Origin of the sequence: Actinomyces culturomici (genome assembly GCF_900499005.1) — a bacterium.
Classification (GTDB): domain Bacteria; phylum Actinomycetota; class Actinomycetes; order Actinomycetales; family Actinomycetaceae; genus Pauljensenia; species Pauljensenia culturomici.
The window spans coordinates 135,037-154,133 of sequence record NZ_LS991316.1 but is presented as its reverse complement, the minus strand read 5'-3'; the positions used below and the strand labels follow the sequence as shown (position 1 = coordinate 154,133).

General features: G+C 68.1%; 11 protein-coding genes and 2 tRNA genes. 1 reads left to right on the top strand and 12 read right to left on the bottom strand.

Features of this window, described 5'->3' with window-relative positions; genetic code table 11:
• Window positions 1-55: 55 nt before the first annotated feature.
• The 3 genes from fusA to rpsL all read right to left on the bottom strand — a co-directional run bounded on the left by fusA (window position 56) and on the right by rpsL (window position 3,115).
• The gene (gene fusA / locus DY157_RS00630) at window positions 56-2,179 is read right to left on the bottom strand and encodes an elongation factor G (protein ID WP_115726709.1); all 2,124 of its coding nucleotides are present in this window, start codon (window positions 2,177-2,179) and stop codon (window positions 56-58) included.
• A 91-nt stretch (window positions 2,180-2,270) separates the two neighbouring features.
• Entirely contained in the window at window positions 2,271-2,741 is a 471-nt protein-coding gene (gene rpsG / locus DY157_RS00625; protein WP_115726708.1) for a 30S ribosomal protein S7, read from the bottom strand.
• The gene (rpsL, locus tag DY157_RS00620) at window positions 2,741-3,115 is read right to left on the bottom strand and encodes a 30S ribosomal protein S12 (RefSeq protein ID WP_026460007.1); all 375 of its coding nucleotides are present in this window, start codon (window positions 3,113-3,115) and stop codon (window positions 2,741-2,743) included. The genes rpsG and rpsL overlap by 1 nt, the downstream gene beginning before the upstream one ends.
• Before the next feature lie 1,131 nt (window positions 3,116-4,246).
• On the opposite strand from rpsL, the gene DY157_RS00615 reads away from it, so the two are divergent.
• Window positions 4,247-5,293: an endonuclease domain-containing protein gene (locus DY157_RS00615; protein ID WP_115726707.1), complete on the top strand. Its 1,047-nt coding sequence runs from the start codon at window positions 4,247-4,249 to the stop codon at window positions 5,291-5,293.
• A 402-nt stretch (window positions 5,294-5,695) separates the two neighbouring features.
• On the opposite strand, the gene DY157_RS00610 is transcribed toward DY157_RS00615, so the two are convergent.
• The 9 genes from DY157_RS00610 to DY157_RS00570 all read right to left on the bottom strand — a co-directional run bounded on the left by DY157_RS00610 (window position 5,696) and on the right by DY157_RS00570 (window position 19,076).
• Entirely contained in the window at window positions 5,696-9,595 is a 3,900-nt protein-coding gene (locus DY157_RS00610) for a DNA-directed RNA polymerase subunit beta' (protein WP_115727857.1), read from the bottom strand.
• Window positions 9,596-9,610: 15 nt separating this feature from the next.
• Window positions 9,611-13,087 (bottom strand): DNA-directed RNA polymerase subunit beta, encoded by a 3,477-nt coding sequence (rpoB, locus tag DY157_RS00605; RefSeq protein WP_115726706.1) that lies wholly within the window; start codon window positions 13,085-13,087, stop codon window positions 9,611-9,613.
• Between the two features lie 332 nt (window positions 13,088-13,419).
• Window positions 13,420-13,496 (bottom strand) — tRNA-Ile (locus DY157_RS00600).
• A gap of 270 nt (window positions 13,497-13,766) precedes the next feature.
• Window positions 13,767-14,480 (bottom strand): DNA alkylation repair protein, encoded by a 714-nt coding sequence (locus DY157_RS00595; RefSeq protein ID WP_115726705.1) that lies wholly within the window; start codon window positions 14,478-14,480, stop codon window positions 13,767-13,769.
• 352 nt (window positions 14,481-14,832) lie between these two features.
• Window positions 14,833-16,113: an MFS transporter gene (locus DY157_RS00590; protein ID WP_115727856.1), complete on the bottom strand. Its 1,281-nt coding sequence runs from the start codon at window positions 16,111-16,113 to the stop codon at window positions 14,833-14,835.
• Window positions 16,114-16,336: 223 nt separating this feature from the next.
• The gene (locus tag DY157_RS11260; RefSeq protein ID WP_160159384.1) at window positions 16,337-16,777 is read right to left on the bottom strand and encodes a CPBP family glutamic-type intramembrane protease; all 441 of its coding nucleotides are present in this window, start codon (window positions 16,775-16,777) and stop codon (window positions 16,337-16,339) included.
• A gap of 291 nt (window positions 16,778-17,068) precedes the next feature.
• Window positions 17,069-17,578, bottom strand: coding sequence for a MarR family winged helix-turn-helix transcriptional regulator (locus DY157_RS00580; protein WP_115726703.1), 510 nt, complete (start codon window positions 17,576-17,578; stop codon window positions 17,069-17,071).
• A 254-nt stretch (window positions 17,579-17,832) separates the two neighbouring features.
• Window positions 17,833-17,908, bottom strand: a tRNA-Ala gene (locus DY157_RS00575).
• A 64-nt stretch (window positions 17,909-17,972) separates the two neighbouring features.
• Entirely contained in the window at window positions 17,973-19,076 is a 1,104-nt protein-coding gene (locus tag DY157_RS00570) for a hypothetical protein (protein WP_115726702.1), read from the bottom strand.
• Between the last annotated feature and the right edge of the window lie 21 nt (window positions 19,077-19,097).

Sequence of the window (19,097 nt, the reverse complement as noted above, 5' to 3'; positions counted from 1 at the left end):
CGCTGCGCCCTCGAAAAGCGGATTTACGAGGGCGCAGCCAGGCGTCGGGAAGGGCTCAGTTGCCCCGGGCCTTGCCGACGATCTCGTCGGCGACATTGCGCGGAACCTCCGCGTAGGAGTCGAACTCCATCGAGTACACCGCGCGGCCCTGCGTCTTCGAACGCAGGTCGCCGACGTACCCGAACATCTCCGAGAGCGGGACCTGAGCCTTGACGACGCGGACGCCGTGCTGCTCGTCCATCGAGGAGATCTGACCGCGACGGGAGTTGAGGTCGCCGATGACGTCGCCCATGTACTCCTCGGGGGTGCGGACCTCGACGGCCATGATCGGCTCGAGGAGGACCGGGTTCGCCTTCTTCGCGGCCTCCTTGAGGGCCATCGAACCGGCGACCTTGAACGCCATTTCGGACGAGTCGACCTCGTGGTACGCGCCGTCGAGGAGCGTCGCCTTGATGTCGACCATCGGGTAGCCGGCGAGGACGCCGGACTGCATGGCGTCCTGGATGCCCGCGTTGACCGACGGGATGTACTCGCGCGGGACGCGGCCACCGGTGACCTTGTCCTCGAACTGGTACTCCTCCTCGGAATCGGCCGGGAGCGGCTCGAGGGCGATGATGACGCGCGCGAACTGGCCGGAACCACCGGTCTGCTTCTTGTGCGTGTACTCGTACTTCTCGACCGTCTTGCGGATGGTCTCGCGGTACGCGACCATCGGCGCGCCGACGTTCGCCTCGACCTTGAACTCGCGACGCATGCGGTCGACGATGATGTCGAGGTGGAGCTCGCCCATGCCGCCGATGATCGTCTGGCCCGTCTCCGGATCGAGCTCGACCGTGAAGGTCGGATCCTCTTCGGCGAGCTTCTGAATCGCGACGCCCATCTTCTCCTGGTCGGCCTTCGACTTCGGCTCGACGGCGACCTGGATAACCGGCTTCGGGAAGGTCATCGACTCGAGGACGATCGGCTTGTCGATCGCGCAGAGCGTGTCGCCCGTCGTCGTGTCCTTGAGGCCGATCACCGCGTAGATGTGGCCGGCGTGCGCCTGATCGACCGGGTTCTCCTTGTTGGAGTGCATCTGGAAGATCTTGCCGATGCGCTCCTTCTTGCCCTTGGTCGAGTTGAGCACCTGGGCGCCCGACTCCACCTTGCCGGAGTACACGCGGACGAAGGTGAGCTTGCCGTAGAACGGGTGGGCCGCGATCTTGAACGCGAGCGCCGAGAAGGGCTCGTTCTCATCGGGCTTGCGGGACTCGGTCTCCTCCTCCGTGTCCGAACCGGGCTTGAAGCCGCGGACCGACTCGATGTCGAGCGGGGAGGGGAGGAAGTCGACGACCGCGTCGAGCACGGGCTGGACGCCCATGTTGCGCAGCGCGGTGCCGCAGTAGACCGGGAACGCCTTGCCGGCGACCGTGAGGGCGCGGATGCCCTCCTTGATCTGCTCGATCGTGAGCTCGCCGTTCTCGAGGTACGCCTCGGTGAGCTCGTCCGAGCCCTCGGCGGCGGCCTCGACCATGGCCTCGCGGTACTCCTCGGCCTTCGCCTGGAGGTCCTCGGGGATCGGGCCGCGGACGACGAGGGCGCCGAGCGTCGGCTCGCCCTTCTCGTCCTTCGCCGGGTAGCGGAGCGACTCCATGGTGAGAAGGTCGACCTGACCCTCGAAGTCGTTCTCCGCGCCGATCGGGAGCTGCATGACGATCGGGGTCGCGTGGAGGCGATCGCGGATCGTGCCGACCGAGAAGTAGAAGTCGGCGCCCATCTTGTCCATCTTGTTGATGAAGCAGATGCGGGGGACCTCGTACTTGTCAGCCTGACGCCACACGGTCTCGGACTGGGGCTCAACGCCCTCCTTGCCGTCGAAGACCGCGACGGCGCCGTCGAGCACACGCAGGGAGCGCTCGACCTCGACCGTGAAGTCCACGTGGCCGGGGGTATCGATGATGTTGATCTGGTTGCCGTTCCAGAAGGAGGTGACCGCGGCGGACGTGATCGTGATGCCGCGCTCCTTCTCCTGCTCCATCCAGTCGGTCGTCGAGGCGCCGTCGTGCGTCTCGCCGATCTTGTAGTTGATGCCCGTGTAGAACAGGATGCGTTCCGTCACGGTCGTCTTGCCGGCATCGATGTGAGCCATGATGCCAATGTTGCGGACCTTGTTGAGATCCGTCAGCACCTCAAGTGCCACGAGTGCGATTCCTTCGCTCGGAGTGATTAGGAAGTGCGCGGGTTGGAAGCGGATCGACGAGGACGACCGGGGTCGTCCTCGTCAATCTGCATCACCAGCGGTAGTGAGCGAACGCGCGGTTCGACTCGGCCATCTTGTGCATGTCCTCGCGACGCTTGACAGCGGCGCCGAGACCGTTGGACGCGTCCATGATCTCGTTCGCGAGGCGCTCCGTCATCGTCTTCTCGCGACGCTGACGGGAGAAGTCGACCAGCCAGCGCAGGGCCAGGGTCGTGGCGCGCGCGGGGCGAACCTCGACCGGGACCTGGTAGGTCGCGCCGCCGACTCGGCGGGAGCGGACCTCGAGGGCCGGACGGATGTTGTCGAGAGCGCGCTTGAGAACCGAGACCGGTTCCTGCTCGGTGCGCTCGCGCACGGTCTCCAGAGCGCCGTAGACGATGCGCTCGGCGACGGTCTTCTTGCCGTCGAGGAGGATGCGGTTGACGAGCTGGGTGACGACCTTCGAGCCGTAGACCGGATCGTCGACCAGGGGGCGCTTGGGAGCGGGGCCCTTACGAGGCATTACTTCTTCTCCTTCTTCGCGCCGTAGCGGGAACGGGCCTGCTTGCGGTTGCGGACGCCCTGCGTATCGAGGGAGCCGCGGACGATGCGGTAACGCACGCCCGGGAGGTCCTTCACACGACCGCCGCGGACGAGCACGATCGAGTGCTCCTGCAGGTTGTGGCCCTCACCGGGGATGTAGGCCGTGACCTCGATGCCCGAGGAGAGGCGCACGCGGGCGACCTTACGGAGGGCGGAGTTCGGCTTCTTCGGGGTCGTGGTGTACACGCGGGTGCACACGCCGCGACGCTGGGGCGAGCCCTTGAGCGCCGGGGTCTTCACCTTCGAGCGCTTCGAGCTGCGTCCCTTGCGGACGAGCTGCTGAATGGTAGGCACTGGGTCTCCAGTTTCTTTCCGTCGGCGGCCCCTCGCCTTCGGCTCAGGGCCCTTGTGGTCAGTCATCCGCGACTCGACGAATCCCCTCCGGACGCACGACGGTCCGTCTGGGGCCGGCGCGCCATGATAGCCGCTCCCCTTGCGGGGGCCGCTCGATCCTCCCTTGCGGGAGCCCGAACGGACTGGGCCAGAGAATGACGCCCGGAGCTCCGACGGACGGAGCCCGCTGTCGGCTCGCGCCGACGAAGAGAACCCGCGAGTGCACGGGAACCGTCCTCGAGTCTACGAGGGCCCGCCCAGTCGGGTCAAAGGCGTCGCACGTGACGTGCGACGCCTTGCGCGCTTGTTCAGCATCCGCATCCGGGGCGGCGAGGACCCGGCAGGGCGCCGCTCAGACGCCCCGGATCGCACACTCGGCGTGCACCCCGATCCCCGAACCCCGCCGAGACGGCGATCCAGGTCGTGAACCGCACCGAATCCGGGCACTACAGCACCCAGAACGCACACTCGACACACACCCCGACCTCCAGACCCCGCCGAGACGGCGATCCAGGTCACCAACCGCACCGAATCGGGGCACGGCAGCACCCAGAACGCACACTCGACACACACCCCGACCCACAACCCCCGCCGAGACGGCGATCCAGGTCACCAACCGCACCGAATCGGGGCACGGCAGCACCCAGAACGCACACTCGACGCGCACCCCAACCTCCTGACCCCGCCGAGACGGCGATCCAGGTCATGAAGCGCACCGAATCCGGGCGCTGCGGCACCCAGAACGCACACTCGACGCGCACCCCGACCCACAACCCCCGCCGAGACGGCGATCCAGGTCGTGAACCGCACCGAATCCGGGCACTACAGCACCCAGAACGCACACTCGGCGCGCACCCCGATCCCCGAACCCCGCCGAGACGGCGATCCAGGTCATGGGCGCGCGGCCAGGACCGTCCACACCAGCCTCTCCCCCGGCGGCCCCTCACGGTGAGAGTCGCTTGCACCCGTTCGATCGACGTCGGCGCTGCGTCCTCGTCACTCGAGATCCATCCACAGGGCAGCGCCCGCCTCTTGGCGGGAGAACGCTGGACCGGAAGACTCGCAGCACGACGCGCGAGAGGAACGACGACCATGCGAAGAGAACTGCTCGAGACCGTGCGAGATCAGATGATCCTCACCGGCTCGCACCGCAGGCTCCCCAAGACCGAGCGCGCCGGCCTCATCCGTATACACCGCGGGGCGTACCTCCCCGTGGAGGTCATCACGTCGCTTCGCAAGCCATGGGACCGGCGCGATGCCGTCATCGCCGCGCGCACCATCGCGGCCCTCCGAGCGAAACCGGGCTGCCGTCCCTTCGGCCGCACCGCCGCTTCGCTCGCCGGATTCTCGGCGATGGGCGAGGATCCGACGATTCACCTTCACGTCCCCGGCGGATCGACGGCCTCGCCTCATGCAATCGCCTTCGCCGAAATCTCGTGCAATGGCATGTTCGTCGCGCCGTCGACGACGACGGTGCACCACCGCGACCGAATCCTCATCCCGTCGGAGCCGGCATTCGAGCCACTCGATCGTGAGGGCATCGTCGGCGTGCTGCTCCAGTGCCTGGTCGCCGCACCGGGCGAGGAGTCCTTCGGATTCGCGTGCCAGGTGTTGAAGTTCCTCATTGGCTCGGACGCGGGACGCGGATCCGGCTGGCGACGACGCGAACGGGCCGTGCGGAAGATCCTGCTCGATGAGATCGAAAGGCTGCCACCGGGCACTCGCAATCGGCGACGCGCGCGATGGATCGTCGAGAATGCCTCAGGCGCCTGCGAGTCGGTTGCGGAGATGCGACTTCTGTGGATCCTTCGGTCCGCCGGGATCCGCGGAATCGACGTGCAGATCGAAGTCGCGGACACCTACGTCCACTACTTCATCGACTTCGGATTCCCCGATTTGAGGATCGCGATTGAAATGGACGGGCGCGTGAAATACGGCCTCACCGCGCAAGAGCAGCTTCACGCATTGGGCGCTCAGGAGGCGCGGCAGAGGGACCTCGAGATCCGAGGCTGGCACTTCATTCGATTCACCTGGGACGACCTCTCCGATCCTCAGTCGATCCTCTCGCGAATCGACACCGTCGTCCGATCGCGCGGCGGAGCAATTCACCGCGGCGCCCGATTCCCGCAGTCTGCATGATCGGCGCCTCGGCGGACTGCCGCGCCGATGTCCGCGGGAGCTGCTGACTCCCTCAATCGCACACTCGACGCACACCCCGACCCCCGAACCCCGCCGAGACGGCGAACCAGGTCACGAGGACGGGGCCAAGCACCCGTCGGACGCCCCAGATCGCACACTCGACGCACACCCCCACCCCCGAACCCCGCCGAGACGGCGAACCAGGTAAGGCGGAGGGATGCGGACCGGCAGTGACACGGCACCGGCAGGCGCGCGAGGGGGCGCAGCACAACGACGCGCATGCACCGGGGCCCGGCGACCGGATGGTCGCCGGGCCCCGTGCGCTCAACAAGCGCGGGTTGCTCGAGGAAGGAGCGTCAACAAGCGCGGAAGGCTTGAAGCGGATCCTTCAACACGCGCGGGTCACTCGTGGAAGGTCATTCCGAAATCGATCGACCCGAGGGCGTCGAGGAAGTCCTCGGACACCCCGCCGTCCTGGAAGTCCAGCTCCGTGTAGTTGGAGTTGGCGAGGGCCTCCGCGGTCGGCTCGACCGTCACGCGGTTGTAGCGCGACAGGCCGGTGCCGGCAGGGATGAGCTTGCCGAGGATGACGTTCTCCTTGAGGCCGACGAGCGAGTCGGACTTGCCGTTCATCGCGGCCTCGGTGAGGACCTTCGTCGTCTCCTGGAAGGAGGCGGCCGACAGCCACGAATCCGTCGCGAGCGACGCCTTCGTGATGCCCATGAGCATCTGGCGGCCGGAGGCCGGCTGCCCGCCCTCGGCGGCGACCTTGCGGTTCTCCGCGAGGTACGCCATGCGGTCGACGAGCTCGCCCGGCATGAAGGTCGTGTCACCCGGCTCGAGGATCGTCACGCGACGAAGCATCTGACGGACGATGACCTCGATGTGCTTCGAGTGGATGCCGACGCCCTGGTCGCGGTAGACCTTCTGGACCTCGTCGACGAGCTGCTTCTGGGCGACGGAGCGGCCCATGATGCGGACGACCTCCTTCGGGTCGAGCTGACCCTCGGTGAGGGGCGTGCCCGCCTCGATGTGCTCGCCCTCGGCGACCAGCGGCTTCTGGCGACGCGACACCTCGATGACGTCGTCCTCCTTCGCGTCGTCACGGGTGATGACGATGCGACGGACAGCGGGATCCTCGTCGTCGATGTGGACGCGGCCGGCGGCCTCGCTCATCTTCGCCTCGGCTTTCGGGGTGCGCGCCTCGAAGAGCTCCTGGACGCGCGGGAGGCCCTGCGTGATGTCCGCGGCCGACGCGGCGCCGCCCGTGTGGAACGTGCGCATCGTGAGCTGCGTGCCGGGCTCGCCGATCGACTGGGCGGCGATGATACCGACGGCCTCGCCGATGTCGACCTGCTTGCCGGTCGCGAGCGAGCGGCCGTAGCAGGCGGCGCAGGTGCCGACCTGGGACTCGCAGGTGAGGACGGAGCGGCAGGTGATCTCCTCGACGCCGGCGGCCGCGAGGGCCGCGAGCTCGTCGTCGCCGAGATCCGAGCCGGCGGGCATGACGACCTCGCCGTTCTCGTTGACCGCGTCGCGGGCGAGGTTACGGGCGTAGGCGGTCGTCTCGACGGTCTCGAGGGCCTCCCACTCGCCGAACTCGTTCTTCTTCGCGATCTTGATCTTCACGCCCTGGCGGGTGCCGCAGTCGGCCTCGCGGACGATGACGTCCTGCGAAACGTCGACGAGACGACGCGTGAGGTAGCCCGACTCGGCCGTACGGAGGGCCGTGTCGGCGAGGCCCTTACGGGCGCCGTGGGTCGCGATGAAGTACTCGAGGACGGTGAGGCCCTCGCGGTAGTTCGCCTTGATCGGGCGCTCGATGAGCTTCTGCTTCGGGTCGGACACGAGGCCGCGCATGCCGGCGATCTGCTGGACCTGCGACCAGTTACCGCGAGCACCCGAGTTCACCATCCGGTAGACGGTGTTGCGCTCGGTGAAGTTCGACCGCATGTCGTTTGCGACCTTCTCCGTGCACTCGAGCCAGAGCTTGACGAGCTCCTCGTAGCGGGTCTCCTCGAGGATGATGCCCGTGTCGAACTGATCCTGGATCTCCGCGGCGCGGGCCTCGTACTCGGCGAGGATCTCCTCCTTGCGGGGGGACGCCTGGATGTCGGAGAACGCAATCGTGATGCCCGACCAGGTCGACCAGTGGAAGCCGGCGGACTTGAGGGCGTCGAGCGATTCGGCGACGAGGACGTTCGGGTAACGCTGGGTGAGCGTGTTGACGATGCTCCCGAGCTGCTTCTTGCCGACGACCTCGTTGACGAACGGGTAGTCGACCGGGAGCTGCTCGTTGAAGATCGCGCGTCCGAGCGAGGTCTCGAGGATGACGTCGTCGCCGGGCTCCCAGCCCTCGGGGGCCTCCCAGCCGGCGGGCGGCACGATTCCGGTGAACCGGATGAGCGCCTTGGCGTTGAGGTCGAGGTCGCCGTTGTCGAAGGCCATGCGGGCCTCGGACGGGCTCGAGTACGCGGGGACGATCTCGTTGCCGTCGGCGTCCTTCGCGACCTCGACCGCCGGGTCGGGGTTCGAGGTGAGGTGGAACAGGCCGATGATCATGTCCTGCGAGGGCATGGCCACGGGGCGGCCGTCCGACGGCTTGAGGATGTTGTTCGTCGAGAGCATGAGGATGCGGGCCTCGGCCTGCGCCTCCGCGCCCAGCGGCAGGTGGACCGCCATCTGGTCGCCGTCGAAGTCGGCGTTGAACGCGCCGCAGGCGAGCGGGTGCAGCTGGATGGCCTTGCCCTCGATGAGCTGCGGCTCGAACGCCTGGATGCCGAGGCGGTGGAGCGTGGGGGCTCGGTTGAGGAGCACCGGGTGCTCGCGGATGACGTCGTCGAGGACGTCCCACACCTCGGGGCGCTGGCGCTCGACCTTGCGCTTCGCGGCCTTGACGTTCTGCGCGTAGTTCTTCTCGACGAGCCGCTTCATGACGAAGGGCTTGAAGAGCTCGAGCGCCATCTGCTTGGGCAGGCCGCACTGGTGGAGCTTGAGCTGCGGGCCGACGACGATGACCGAACGGCCGGAGTAGTCGACGCGCTTGCCGAGGAGGTTCTGACGGAAGCGGCCCTGCTTGCCCTTGAGCATGTCGGAGATCGACTTGAGGGGGCGGTTGCCGGGGCCGGCGACCGGACGTCCGCGGCGTCCGTTGTCGAACAGCGCGTCGACGGACTCCTGGAGCATGCGCTTCTCGTTGTTGACGATGATCTCGGGGGCGCCGAGCTCGAGGAGCCTCTTGAGTCGCGTGTTGCGGTTGATGACGCGACGGTAGAGGTCATTGAGGTCGGAGGTCGCGAAGCGGCCGCCGTCGAGCTGGACCATCGGACGGAGGTCCGGCGGGATGACCGGGATCTTCGTGAGGACCATCGAGGCAGGCGAGTTGCCGGTGATGACGAAGGCGTTGATCACCTTGAGGCGCTTGATCGCGCGGGCCTTGCGCGGACCGGAGTCCGACGCGATGGTCTGGCGGAGCGCCTCGACCTCGGCCTCGAGATCGAAGGTCTCAAGGCGCTTCTGGATCGCGGCCGCGCCCATGTCGCCCTTGAAGTAGGTGCCGTAGCGGGCGACCATCGCGCGGTAGAGCCGCTCGTCGCCGATGAGGGCGCCGACCTTGAGGTTCTTGAAGTTCTCCCACACGACCTCGAGCCCGTCGATGTCGCCGTCGAAGCGCTTGCGGATCTTCGCCATCTCCTTCTCGGCGTTCTTCCGCAGCTTCTCGCGCTCGGCGCCGGAGGCCCCGTCCGCCTCGAGGGCGGCGAGGTCGGCCTCGATCTTCTCGGCGTACTCGTTGATGGCGGAGTCCCTGTGGCCCTCCATCTGCTTCTTCTGAACCTCGAGCTCCGCGCGGAGATCCGCGAGGTCCTCGTCGCGGCCCTTCTCGTCGATCTCCGTGATCATGTACGCGGCGAAGTAAATGACCTTCTCGAGGTCCTTCGGCGCGAGGTTGAGCACGTAGCCGAGGCGCGAGGGCACGCCCTTGAAGTACCAGATGTGCGTGACCGGGGCGGCGAGGTCGATGTGACCCATGCGCTCGCGACGGACCTTGGAGCGGGTGACCTCCACGCCGCACTTCTCGCAGACGATGCCCTTGTAGCGGACTCGCTTGTACTTGCCGCACGCGCACTCCCAGTCGCGCGTGGGGCCGAAGATCTGCTCACCGAACAGGCCGTCGCGCTCGGGCTTGAGCGTGCGGTAGTTGATGGTCTCCGGCTTCTTCACCTCACCGTAGGACCACGTCGCGATGTCATCGCTCGTGGCCAGGGTGATCTTCAGGCTGTCGAACGTCTTGGCGTCCAGCAAAGTCATCTCTCCCTATCAGATCGCGTCGATGGTCGCCGCGGCGTTCGGGCGGGCATCCAGCGTGATGCCGAGCTCCTCGCGCGCGTTGAAGTCCTCGTCCTGGTCGCGCAGGTCGATGGCGTTGCCGGCCGCGTCGAGGGCTTCGACGTTGAGGCACAGCGAGCGCATCTCCTGGATGAGCACTCGGAAGGACTCGGGGATACCGGGCTCGGGGATGTCCTCGCCCTTGACGATCGCCTCGTACACCTTCACGCGGCCGGTCGTGTCGTCCGACTTGATCGTGAGGAGCTCCTGGAGGGCGTAGGCGGCGCCGTACGCCTCGAGTGCCCACACCTCCATCTCGCCGAATCGCTGGCCGCCGAACTGGGCCTTACCGCCCAGGGGCTGCTGCGTGATCATCGAGTACGGGCCCGTCGAGCGCGCGTGGATCTTGTCGTCGACGAGGTGGTGGAGCTTGAGCATGTAGGTGTAGCCGACCGCGATCGGGTACGGGAACGGCTCGCCGGAGCGCCCGTCGAAGAGGCGGGCCTTGCCCTGCTCGTTCGTCAGGCGGTCGCCGTCGCGGTTCGGGTTGACGTTGCGCAGCAGGCCGGCGAGCTCGTCGGCCTCGAGGCCGTCGAACACGGGGGTCGCGACGAGCGTCTCGGGCGCGGTCGTGATGCCGTCGGTCGGGAGGTGACGGGTCCACGCCTCGCCGGCCTCGACGGCCTTGGAGGCGTCCCATCCCTGGTGGGCGAGCCACCCGAGGTGGTACTCGAGCACCTGTCCGACGTTCATACGACCGGGGACGCCGAGCGGGTTGAGGATGATGTCGACCGGGGTTCCGTCCTCGAGGAACGGCATGTCCTCGACGGGCAGGATCTTCGAGACGACGCCCTTGTTCCCGTGACGGCCGGCCATCTTGTCGCCGATCGTGATCTTGCGGCGCTGGGCGACGTAGACGCGGACGGTCTGGCGGACGCCCGGGTTGAGGTCGTCCTCGTCGTCGTTGAACTCGCGGACGCCGATGACGATGCCCTCCTGGCCGTGGGGCACGCGCAGGGACGTGTCGCGGACCTCGCGGGCCTTCTCGCCGAAGATCGCGCGCAGGAGGCGCTCCTCGGAAGTGAGCTCGGTCTCGCCCTTCGGGGTGACCTTGCCGACGAGGACGTCGCCGGCCACGACCTCGGCGCCGATGCGGATGATGCCGCGCTCGTCGAGGTCGGCGAGGGACTCCTCGGACACGTTCGGGATGTCGCGGGTGATCTCCTCCTCGCCGAGCTTCGTCTCGCGGGCGTCGACCTCGTACTCCTCGATGTGGATCGAGGTGAGGACGTCCTCCTCGACGACGCGGCGCGACAGGATAATCGCGTCCTCGTAGTTGAGGCCCTCCCACGACATGTAGGCGACGAGGAGGTTCTTGCCGAGCGCGACCTCGCCGTGATCGGTCGCGGGGCCGTCGGCGAGGACGGACCCGACCTCGACGCGGTCTCCCTCGTCGACGATCACGCGCTGGTTGGTGCAGTTGCCCGGGTTCGAGCGCTCGAACTTCTCCAGTCGGTAGGTGTCGCGCCCGCCCTCGTCAGTCGAAACGACGATGAGGTCGGCGGAGACCTCGGAGACGACGCCGGAGTTCGCGGCGATGATCATCTCGCCCGAGTCCTGGGCGGCGCGGCGCTCCATGCCGGTGCCGACGAGCGGCGCCTCGGTCGTGAGGAGCGGGACCGCCTGACGCTGCATGTTCGCGCCCATGAGGGCTCGGTTCGCGTCGTCGTGCTCGAGGAAGGGGATGAACGCGGCCGCGACCGACACCATCTGGCGGGCGGAGACGTCCATGTAGTCGACGCGATCGCGGAGGATCAGCGTCGGATCCTCGCCGGCGACGCGGCAGAGGACGTGCTCCTCGACGAAGGTGCCGTCCTCGGTGAGCGGGGACGAGGCCTGCGCGATGAAGTGGCCGATCTCGTCGTCGGCGGTGAGGTACTCGACCTCGTCGGTCACCGTGCCGTTGCGGACGACGCGGTACGGCGTCTCGATGAAGCCGAAGGGGTTGATGCGCGCGAAGGTCGCGAGCGAACCGATGAGGCCGATGTTCGGGCCTTCAGGGGACTCGATCGGGCACATGCGGCCGTAGTGCGACGGGTGGACGTCGCGGACCTCCATGCCGGCGCGGTCGCGCGAGAGGCCGCCGGGGCCGAGGGCCGAGAGGCGGCGCTTGTGGGTGAGGCCCGCGAGCGGGTTGTTCTGATCCATGAACTGGCTCAGCTGGGACGTTCCGAAGAACTCCTTGATCGCGGCGACGACAGGGCGGATGTTGATGAGCGACTGGGGCGTGATCGAGTCCGCCTCCTGCGTCGTCATGCGCTCGCGCACGGTGCGCTCCATGCGGGCGAGGCCGTTGCGGACCTGCGCCTGGATGAGCTCGCCCACCGCGCGGATGCGGCGGTTGCCGAAGTGGTCGATGTCGTCGGACTCGACGCGCACCTCGACGGCCTGGCCGTTCCTGAAGCCCGCGAAGGTCTTCTCGCCCTTGTGGAGCGCGAGGAGGTACTTCACCGTCGCGACGACGTCCTCGATCGAGAGGGTCGAGGCCTTCGGATCGGCGTCGACGGCGAGCTTCTTGTTGATCTTGTAGCGGCCGACCTTCGCGAGGTCGTAGCGCTTGTCGTCGAAGTAGAAGTTGTTGAGAAGGGTCTGCGCGGAGTCGACGTTCGCGGGCTCGCCGGGGCGGAGCTTGCGGTAGATGTCGAGGAGCGCCTCCTCCTGGGTGTGGACCGTGTCCTTCTCGAGGGTTTCGAGGAGCACCGGGTAGTCGGCGAACTTCTCGCGGATCTCAGACTCGGTGAGGCCGATCGCCTTGAGGAAGTGGGTGACGGGCTGCTTGCGCTTGCGGTCGATGCGCACGCCGACCGAGTCGCGCTTGTCGATCTCGAACTCGAGCCACGCGCCGCGGCTCGGGATGACCTTCGCGCCGAAGGTCTCGCGGTCCGAGGAGCGGTCGGAGACGCGCTCGAAGTAGACGCCCGGTGAGCGGACGAGCTGGGAGACGACGACGCGCTCGGTGCCGTTGATGATGAAGGTGCCGCGGGGGGTCATGAGCGGGAAGTCGCCCATGAACACGGTCTGGCCCTTGATCTCGCCGGTCTCGTAGTTCATGAACTCGGCGGTGACGTACATCGGGGCCGAGTACGTGTAGTCCTTGGTCTTCGCCTCTTCGATCGTGTACTTCGGACGCTCGAGGCGGTGGTCGCGGAAGGAGAGGGACATCGTCTGGCCGATGTCCTCGATCGGGGAGATCTCCTCGAAGATCTCCTCGAGGCCCGAGACGTCGGGGACGTCGGTGCGCCCCTCCGCCTTCGCGGCGTCGACGCGGGCCTTCCACGCGTCGTTGCCCAGCAGCCAATCGAAGCTCTCCACCTGGAGCCCGAGGAGGTTCGGGGCCTGAAGCGGTTCGCGGAGCTTGGCGAATGAGATGCGGTTCCTGGGCTGGGTGGCAGTGCTACTGGCAGCCAAAGGGGATCCTTCCCTGCATTTTCGGTGCGCGCACACGCCTTCGCCCATTATCTGACACCGTCCAGACCCGCTCAGCGCCTTTCCAGCGGGTGGGTACGGTTCACCTCGGGCACGATAAGGCGCAACTAGTCATCCTAGGCACGCCCCCCGAAGCACTCAACACACCAGGGCATTTGTGTTGCGATTCACGAGGTCGGGGCTATGCTGCTCACTTCGCCCGCGCGCCCGCTCCCCTTGCGCGCTTGTTCACCGCTTCATGATCGCGCGCTTGTTCACCGTCTCCACTTTGCGCGCTTGTCCACCGACCGATTCTTGGACGCTCGTTCGCCGCCTGGTGCCCCAAGTCGGGCTTGAACCGACGACCGACGGATTATGAGTCCGCTGCTCTGACCGACTGAGCTATTGGGGCGCCCACAGCGTACCGGCCCTTGCGCGCTCGTTCACCCCGACACCCCCTCTCGGCCCCACNTCCCCGATGAGACGAAGGCGCTCCTTCGCGAGGTCCGAGCAACGATCCCGCGCGCCCGGAGGAGCTGAGCCGGGCCTCTTCTTGCGCGCTTGTTCACCGCTCTCCTCGAATCCGGCGCACCGCCCCGCCCTCGTTGATCCGCCGACCGATGACCGTGAACGATCGCACGGAACGACGTGCGGTGAACAAGCGCGCAAGAAGAGGCCCGGCTCAGCTCCTCCGGGCGCGCGGGATCGTTGCTCGGACCTCGCGAAGGAGCGCCTTCGTCTCATCGGGGATCCTGTAGGACTCGATCGCCTTCTGAATCGCCTTGCGCCGCACGTCCGGGGCGAGCCGATCCTCGACGAACCACGGGAGCGCCGCCTCGGGCTGGCGGGCGAGCGCCTCGGCGAAGTACCAGCCCTGCACCATGCGGATGTAGTACTCGCTCGAGTCGAGCGCGCCGACTAGGGCGGGGAATCGCGCATCGAACCGCTCGCCGAGGAAGTGCTGCATGAGCATGCACACCCCGAATCGGCGCGTGTAGAGGGCGTCGGATGCGAGCCAGCGCTCGACCTCGTCCTCGAGTCGCGTCAACGAGCGCGCGAAGCCGCCGGGGTTGAGCCCGTCGCACACCGCCCAGTTGTCGACGAAGGGGAGGAACGCCTCGGTGAGCGCGAACGAGCGCGCGGGATCCTTTTCGAACCCGAGGAGGAACGCGTGGAGCATGTTCTCGTCGTGGAGGCCGTGCGGGAAATCGGCGAGGAAGGCCTCGGCCTCTATCGGACGATCCCGACGCAGTTCCTTCGCGAGCGCCCGCAGCGCCGGATTGCGCGCGCCGACGACTCGCTCGAGGGGCAGCCCGGGGATGAGTTTCGCGATGAAGGTGGCGTTCCCCTCGTCGGCGAGGGCGAGGACGGAGGCGCGCACGGAAGGAATCGTCATGCGCCCAGTATGGCGGGCCGGGCGCGCTCGTCGCCTGGTCCGGCGCTTCTTGCCTTGCGCGCCCCAGATCGCCGTCTCGACGACACTCCCCCGCCCCAACCCACGCCGAGTGTGCGATCCGGGTCAACAACGGCCTCCGAACACACCCCTGCGCGCCCTGGATCGCCGTCTCGGCGACACTCCCGCACCTCAACACCCGCCGAGTGTGCGATCCGGGTCAACAACGGCCTCCGAACACACCCCTGCGCGCCCTGGATCGCCGTCTCGGCGACACTCCCGCACCTCAACCCACGCCGAGTGTGCGATCCGGGTTCGGACGGGGCACGAACTCCATCGAGTCCGCACACGCCGACTAGCGCGACCGCTTCTCCGCACGCCGCAGCAGCGCCGTCGGCACGAGGACGAGCACGCCGAGTGCCGCAGCGGCGAGGAAGATCCACGGCGTCGGGACCTGCTTGACGACGCCGAGGTCGACGTAGGTCTCATCGGCGCCCGAGATCACCGCCGCCCCGACGAACGGGCCGATCACCATCGGGATGAGCGTCGCGGCGATCATGCGGACGCCTTGAACGGAGCCGGCCCGCTCGGCGGGCGTGTGGTTGCGGACGGAGGCGGAGATCGCCGCGGTGCACAGCATGAAGCCCGACATCATGACGATGCCCGCGAGCGTGACGGGCAGCGCGTCGCGCGCGGCGAACATCGCCGACAGGCCGAGGACGTAGATCGCCAGGACGACGGGGATCGCCCTCGTCGCGCCGAAGCGGTCGAGCAGCCGCCCGCCGAGCGCGCTGATGATCGCCGCGCCGAGGAGCACCGAGCCGAGCACGAGCGGGTAGGCCGCGATCCGCAGGAACCTCTGGACGTAGATGATGAGGTACGGGAGGAAGATCTGGGTGCTCGTCGCGAAGACCGCCCAGGTCGCGAGGGCGAGATAGAGGGCGGGCTGGGCCCGCATCGTCGAGGGGCGCAGTCCTTTGAGGACCGATCCGAGGTAGGCGCCCTCGACCTCGTGAATCTCGCCGTCGCGCAGCCGCGCCCACGCGACGATGCCGACGAGGGCAGTCGCCGCGCCGATGATCCCGAAGAAGAGGCGCCAGTTCCCCTGCTGGGTGAGCGGGTCGAGCGCGCCGAAGATGAGGAGCATCGCGAGGAGCGGGAAGGTCGCGAGGACGCCCTCGACGCGCCCGCGGTTGGCCGGGGTCGTCGAGTCGGTGATCCACGCGTTGAAGGCGGCGTCGTTGGCGGTGGCGCCGAGCGCGCTCATCAGGCAGTCGAGCAGGACGATCGCGATGACGGCGATCGCGGCGGTCCCGGCGCCGACCCAGCCGAACGCGGCGGTTGACGCGCCCCAGAGGATGTAGCCGAGAGCGATGAACTCGCGGCGTCTCCCGACCCGGTCGGACCAGGCGCCGGCGAGGAGGGTCATGAGGGTCGCGCTCGCCGCGGACGAGGCGACGAGGACGGCGAGGACCTGCGGGTCGTCGGTGATCGTGTTGTAGACGAACACGTTGAGGTACATGTTCTCGACGGCCCACGCGAGCTGCCCGGTGAGCCCGAGGACGATCGCCCACGCCCACACGCGCCCGGGTACGGCGCTGGCGCGTTCTATGGTCGGGGGCGTCGGCGTCTCCATGCCGCTCAGCATACGTTTCGATCGACGAGGGCGTGGCCGCGCGCTTGTTGAAGCGGGGGCACCGAGTCTTGCGTGCTTGTTCACAACGCCGCCCAGCGCGCTTGTTGAAGGCGCCGCTTCGCGCGCTTGTTGAAGGTCCGTCGCCGCGTGCGCGCTCGTTCGAGCACGCACGCGGTGGCGCGGTGAACAAGCGCGCTTGTTCACCGCCCAAAGGAACCAGCCCTCAGACGAAGAGGACGAGCGTCGCCGTGAAGATGAGTACGTCCTGGCAGAAGTGGATGAACCAGGCCCAACCGATTCCTCGGGTGTCGAAGCTCGAGCGGGCGAGCACCCACGCGAGGAAGCCCGCCATGACGGCTCCCACCGGGCCGCCGGGGATCCCGAACCAGTGGATCGCCCCGAAGAGAACGGCCGAGGCGAGCGGGCCGAAGCGCGCCCAGTCCTCGGGCATCGCCGCAAGCACTCCCCATCGGGTGACGACTTCTTCAACAAGCGCGTTGGAGGCGGACAGGGGCAGCGCGACGAGGAGCGCGACCGCCCACGAGGTCCACGGGCGCGAGATCGCCTCTGCGCCGAACGCGAACCACAGGTAGACGCCAGTCGCGATCGAGGCGAGGACGGCGAAGGTCGCACCGACGCGCGCCCAGGATTCGCCTTCTCGCACCCGAGCAGGCGGATCGCCCGGGCGGGTGCGCGCAAGTCGCCGACGCCCGGCCGCTTCGCATTCACGAGGGCGCGGAGCACGAGGACGAGGACGCCCGCGATGACGAGTCCGATGCCCTGATAGGCGGCGTAGAGGACGAGACGGCCAGCTCCGTTCTGCCCGATGAGAAGCGTCGCGCCGAGCAGGCCGAGCGTCGCGACGAAGACGGCCGTGAGCGCGACGAGCCTGCGGACGAGACCTCCGGCCTCGCTCGCTTGTTCGCCAACAAGCGCGCGGGATGAAGCCGGGTCGTCAGGATGGAGGGTTCGAGCCTGCGGGATCGGTCGTGCGGTCATCGTCGGGCCCTTTCGAGAGTTCGGCGAGGAATCGTTCCGCGTTCGCGGTCAGCCGGTGGAGTTGAGCGGTGAGCTGTGGAATGTCGATGCCGTCCTCCAGGCCGCCGTCGGCGGTTTCGAGGTCGCGCCATGCCGCCTCGAGGAGCCTGCCGCCCTCGGCGGTGAGTCGGAGTCGCGAGGTCCGCGCGTCCTCGTCGGAGGGTTCGACGACGATGAGCCCGCGTTTGGCGAGCTCAGCGGTGCGCTGCGTGATCGACGCACGCGAGACCCCGAGCATCGCCGCGATCTCGGCACGGATCGGCCGATCGAGGCTGCCGATGAGCAGCAGCACGGAGAACAGGGGGTAGCCGATGCCGTAGCGCGTGACGAGGAACCGGTCCGCCGCCCGATCGACGAGGACGGTGGCGCGGTGCAGGAGGAAGGAGAGGCTCGAGGGGATCTCCTCGATGGGCGCTTGTTCACTCATATCGTTAAGCAGTTAACAATATCGGATGGTCGCCGTCAATATCCCGCCCATCGATCGGGCGCGCCCGTCGAACAAGCGCGTATGTTCACCGGCGCCGCGGACGTCGCCCAAGGCCGCTCGACGAGGACCCCGGGCCCAGGGTTCGGGGTTCAAGGGCCAAGGCTCAGGGTTCGCGATTCAGAGCGCATTCACCCGGCAGCCCTGCATGCACGAAAAAGCCGCCCACCCGGTTTCCCGGATGAGCGGCTCTTCACTGGTGGAGCTAGGGGGATTCGAACCCCCGACCTTCTCATTGCGAACGAGACGCGCTACCAACTGCGCCATAGCCCCAACTGCCCGACAAGCATAACACCGGGGTGCCCCGAAGTGCGAAATCGAGTCGGAGCGAGCTACCTCACTGCGCCCGGCGCGCGTCGAGCACGGCGTCGAGGTCGAGCGCCACCGCCTGATCGGCGACGACCTCCGAGGTCGAACGAGCGCCCGAAAGGGCGGAGGCGCGCACGGGCCGCGCGGGCACGCGCGCCTCGACCTTCGGGATGCCCCGCAGGTCGGTGTCGGGGTGGACCGAGCGCCCGGAGATCCGGCCGCGGATCGCGTAGGTGGGCGCGGGAACCGAGGCGACGTTCCACGTGCGGCGCTCGACGGGCGCGGTCTCGGCGATGGGGTCGACCTCGGTCGCCTCGGCCGAGACGGAGGCGTGCGCAGACTCGTCGCCCGCCGGAGCCTCGGCGGCTTCGACGAGTTCGGCATCGGCAGCGTCTTCCACGGGCGCCTCGGCCGTCCCCTCTTCGGCGCCATCGACGAGGACGGGAGCGGTTCCCTCATTCAGGGGGGCGTCGGAAGCCTCCGCCTGACGATCCCCCGCCCCGGCCTCGTCGATCGCGGAGGCGGAGTCGGCGGAAGCGGAGTCGGCGGAGGCGCGGGAGGCGGACGGCGAGACCTTCTCGCGCAGTTCGTTGAGGAGCTCGAGCTCTGCGGCGCCGATCTTCTCGGAGCGGACGGCGGCGACGCGCGACGCGACGAGCGAGACGGCGAGGAGCGCGCCCGGGATGAGGGTCCACGGCCAGGTGAGGGCGGTCGCGTAGGCGACGACGCCGACGACGAGCGTGAGGGCGGCGAGCGCGGTGGAGACGAGGAGGCGTCGGCGTCCGGCGGCGGCCTCGGCCGAGAGGCGGGCGGCGCGGCGGGCGCGCAGGCGCGCGATCTCCCGGACGGACTGGGTGGCCGCGCGGTCGACGCGGACCGGGCGGTGGGCGGGTGCCTGTGCCATGACGTCTCCGTTCGCCGTGAGGAGCGTCCGCTTGAGCGCGAGGATCGGCTGGGTCGACCTCTCGCAGGTCTCGGACGTCCGGGTGTCGTTCTCGAGGAGTCGGAGGCGCTGCGAGTAGCGATCGCCCTCACGGGTCTGCGTCATCGCGGTGCGTCGTGCGACGAGCAGCGGAATCATTCCGAACAGCGCGACCGCCGCCGCGATGATGATGATGCCGCCCAACTCCACGGTGCCACGCTAGGCGGTTTC

Bases quoted from the DNA above. Each gene is read 5' to 3' on its own strand.
- DY157_RS00615 (WP_115726707.1), top strand. From the start codon at position 4,247: ATGCGAAGAGAACTGCTCGAGACCGTGCGAGATCAGATGATCCTCACC.
- DY157_RS00580 (WP_115726703.1), bottom strand. From the start codon at position 17,578: ATGAGTGAACAAGCGCCCATCGAGGAGATCCCCTCGAGCCTCTCCTTC.
- DY157_RS00590 (WP_115727856.1), bottom strand. From the start codon at position 16,113: ATGGAGACGCCGACGCCCCCGACCATAGAACGCGCCAGCGCCGTACCC.
- rpsG (WP_115726708.1), bottom strand. From the start codon at position 2,741: ATGCCTCGTAAGGGCCCCGCTCCCAAGCGCCCCCTGGTCGACGATCCG.
- DY157_RS00595 (WP_115726705.1), bottom strand. From the start codon at position 14,480: ATGACGATTCCTTCCGTGCGCGCCTCCGTCCTCGCCCTCGCCGACGAG.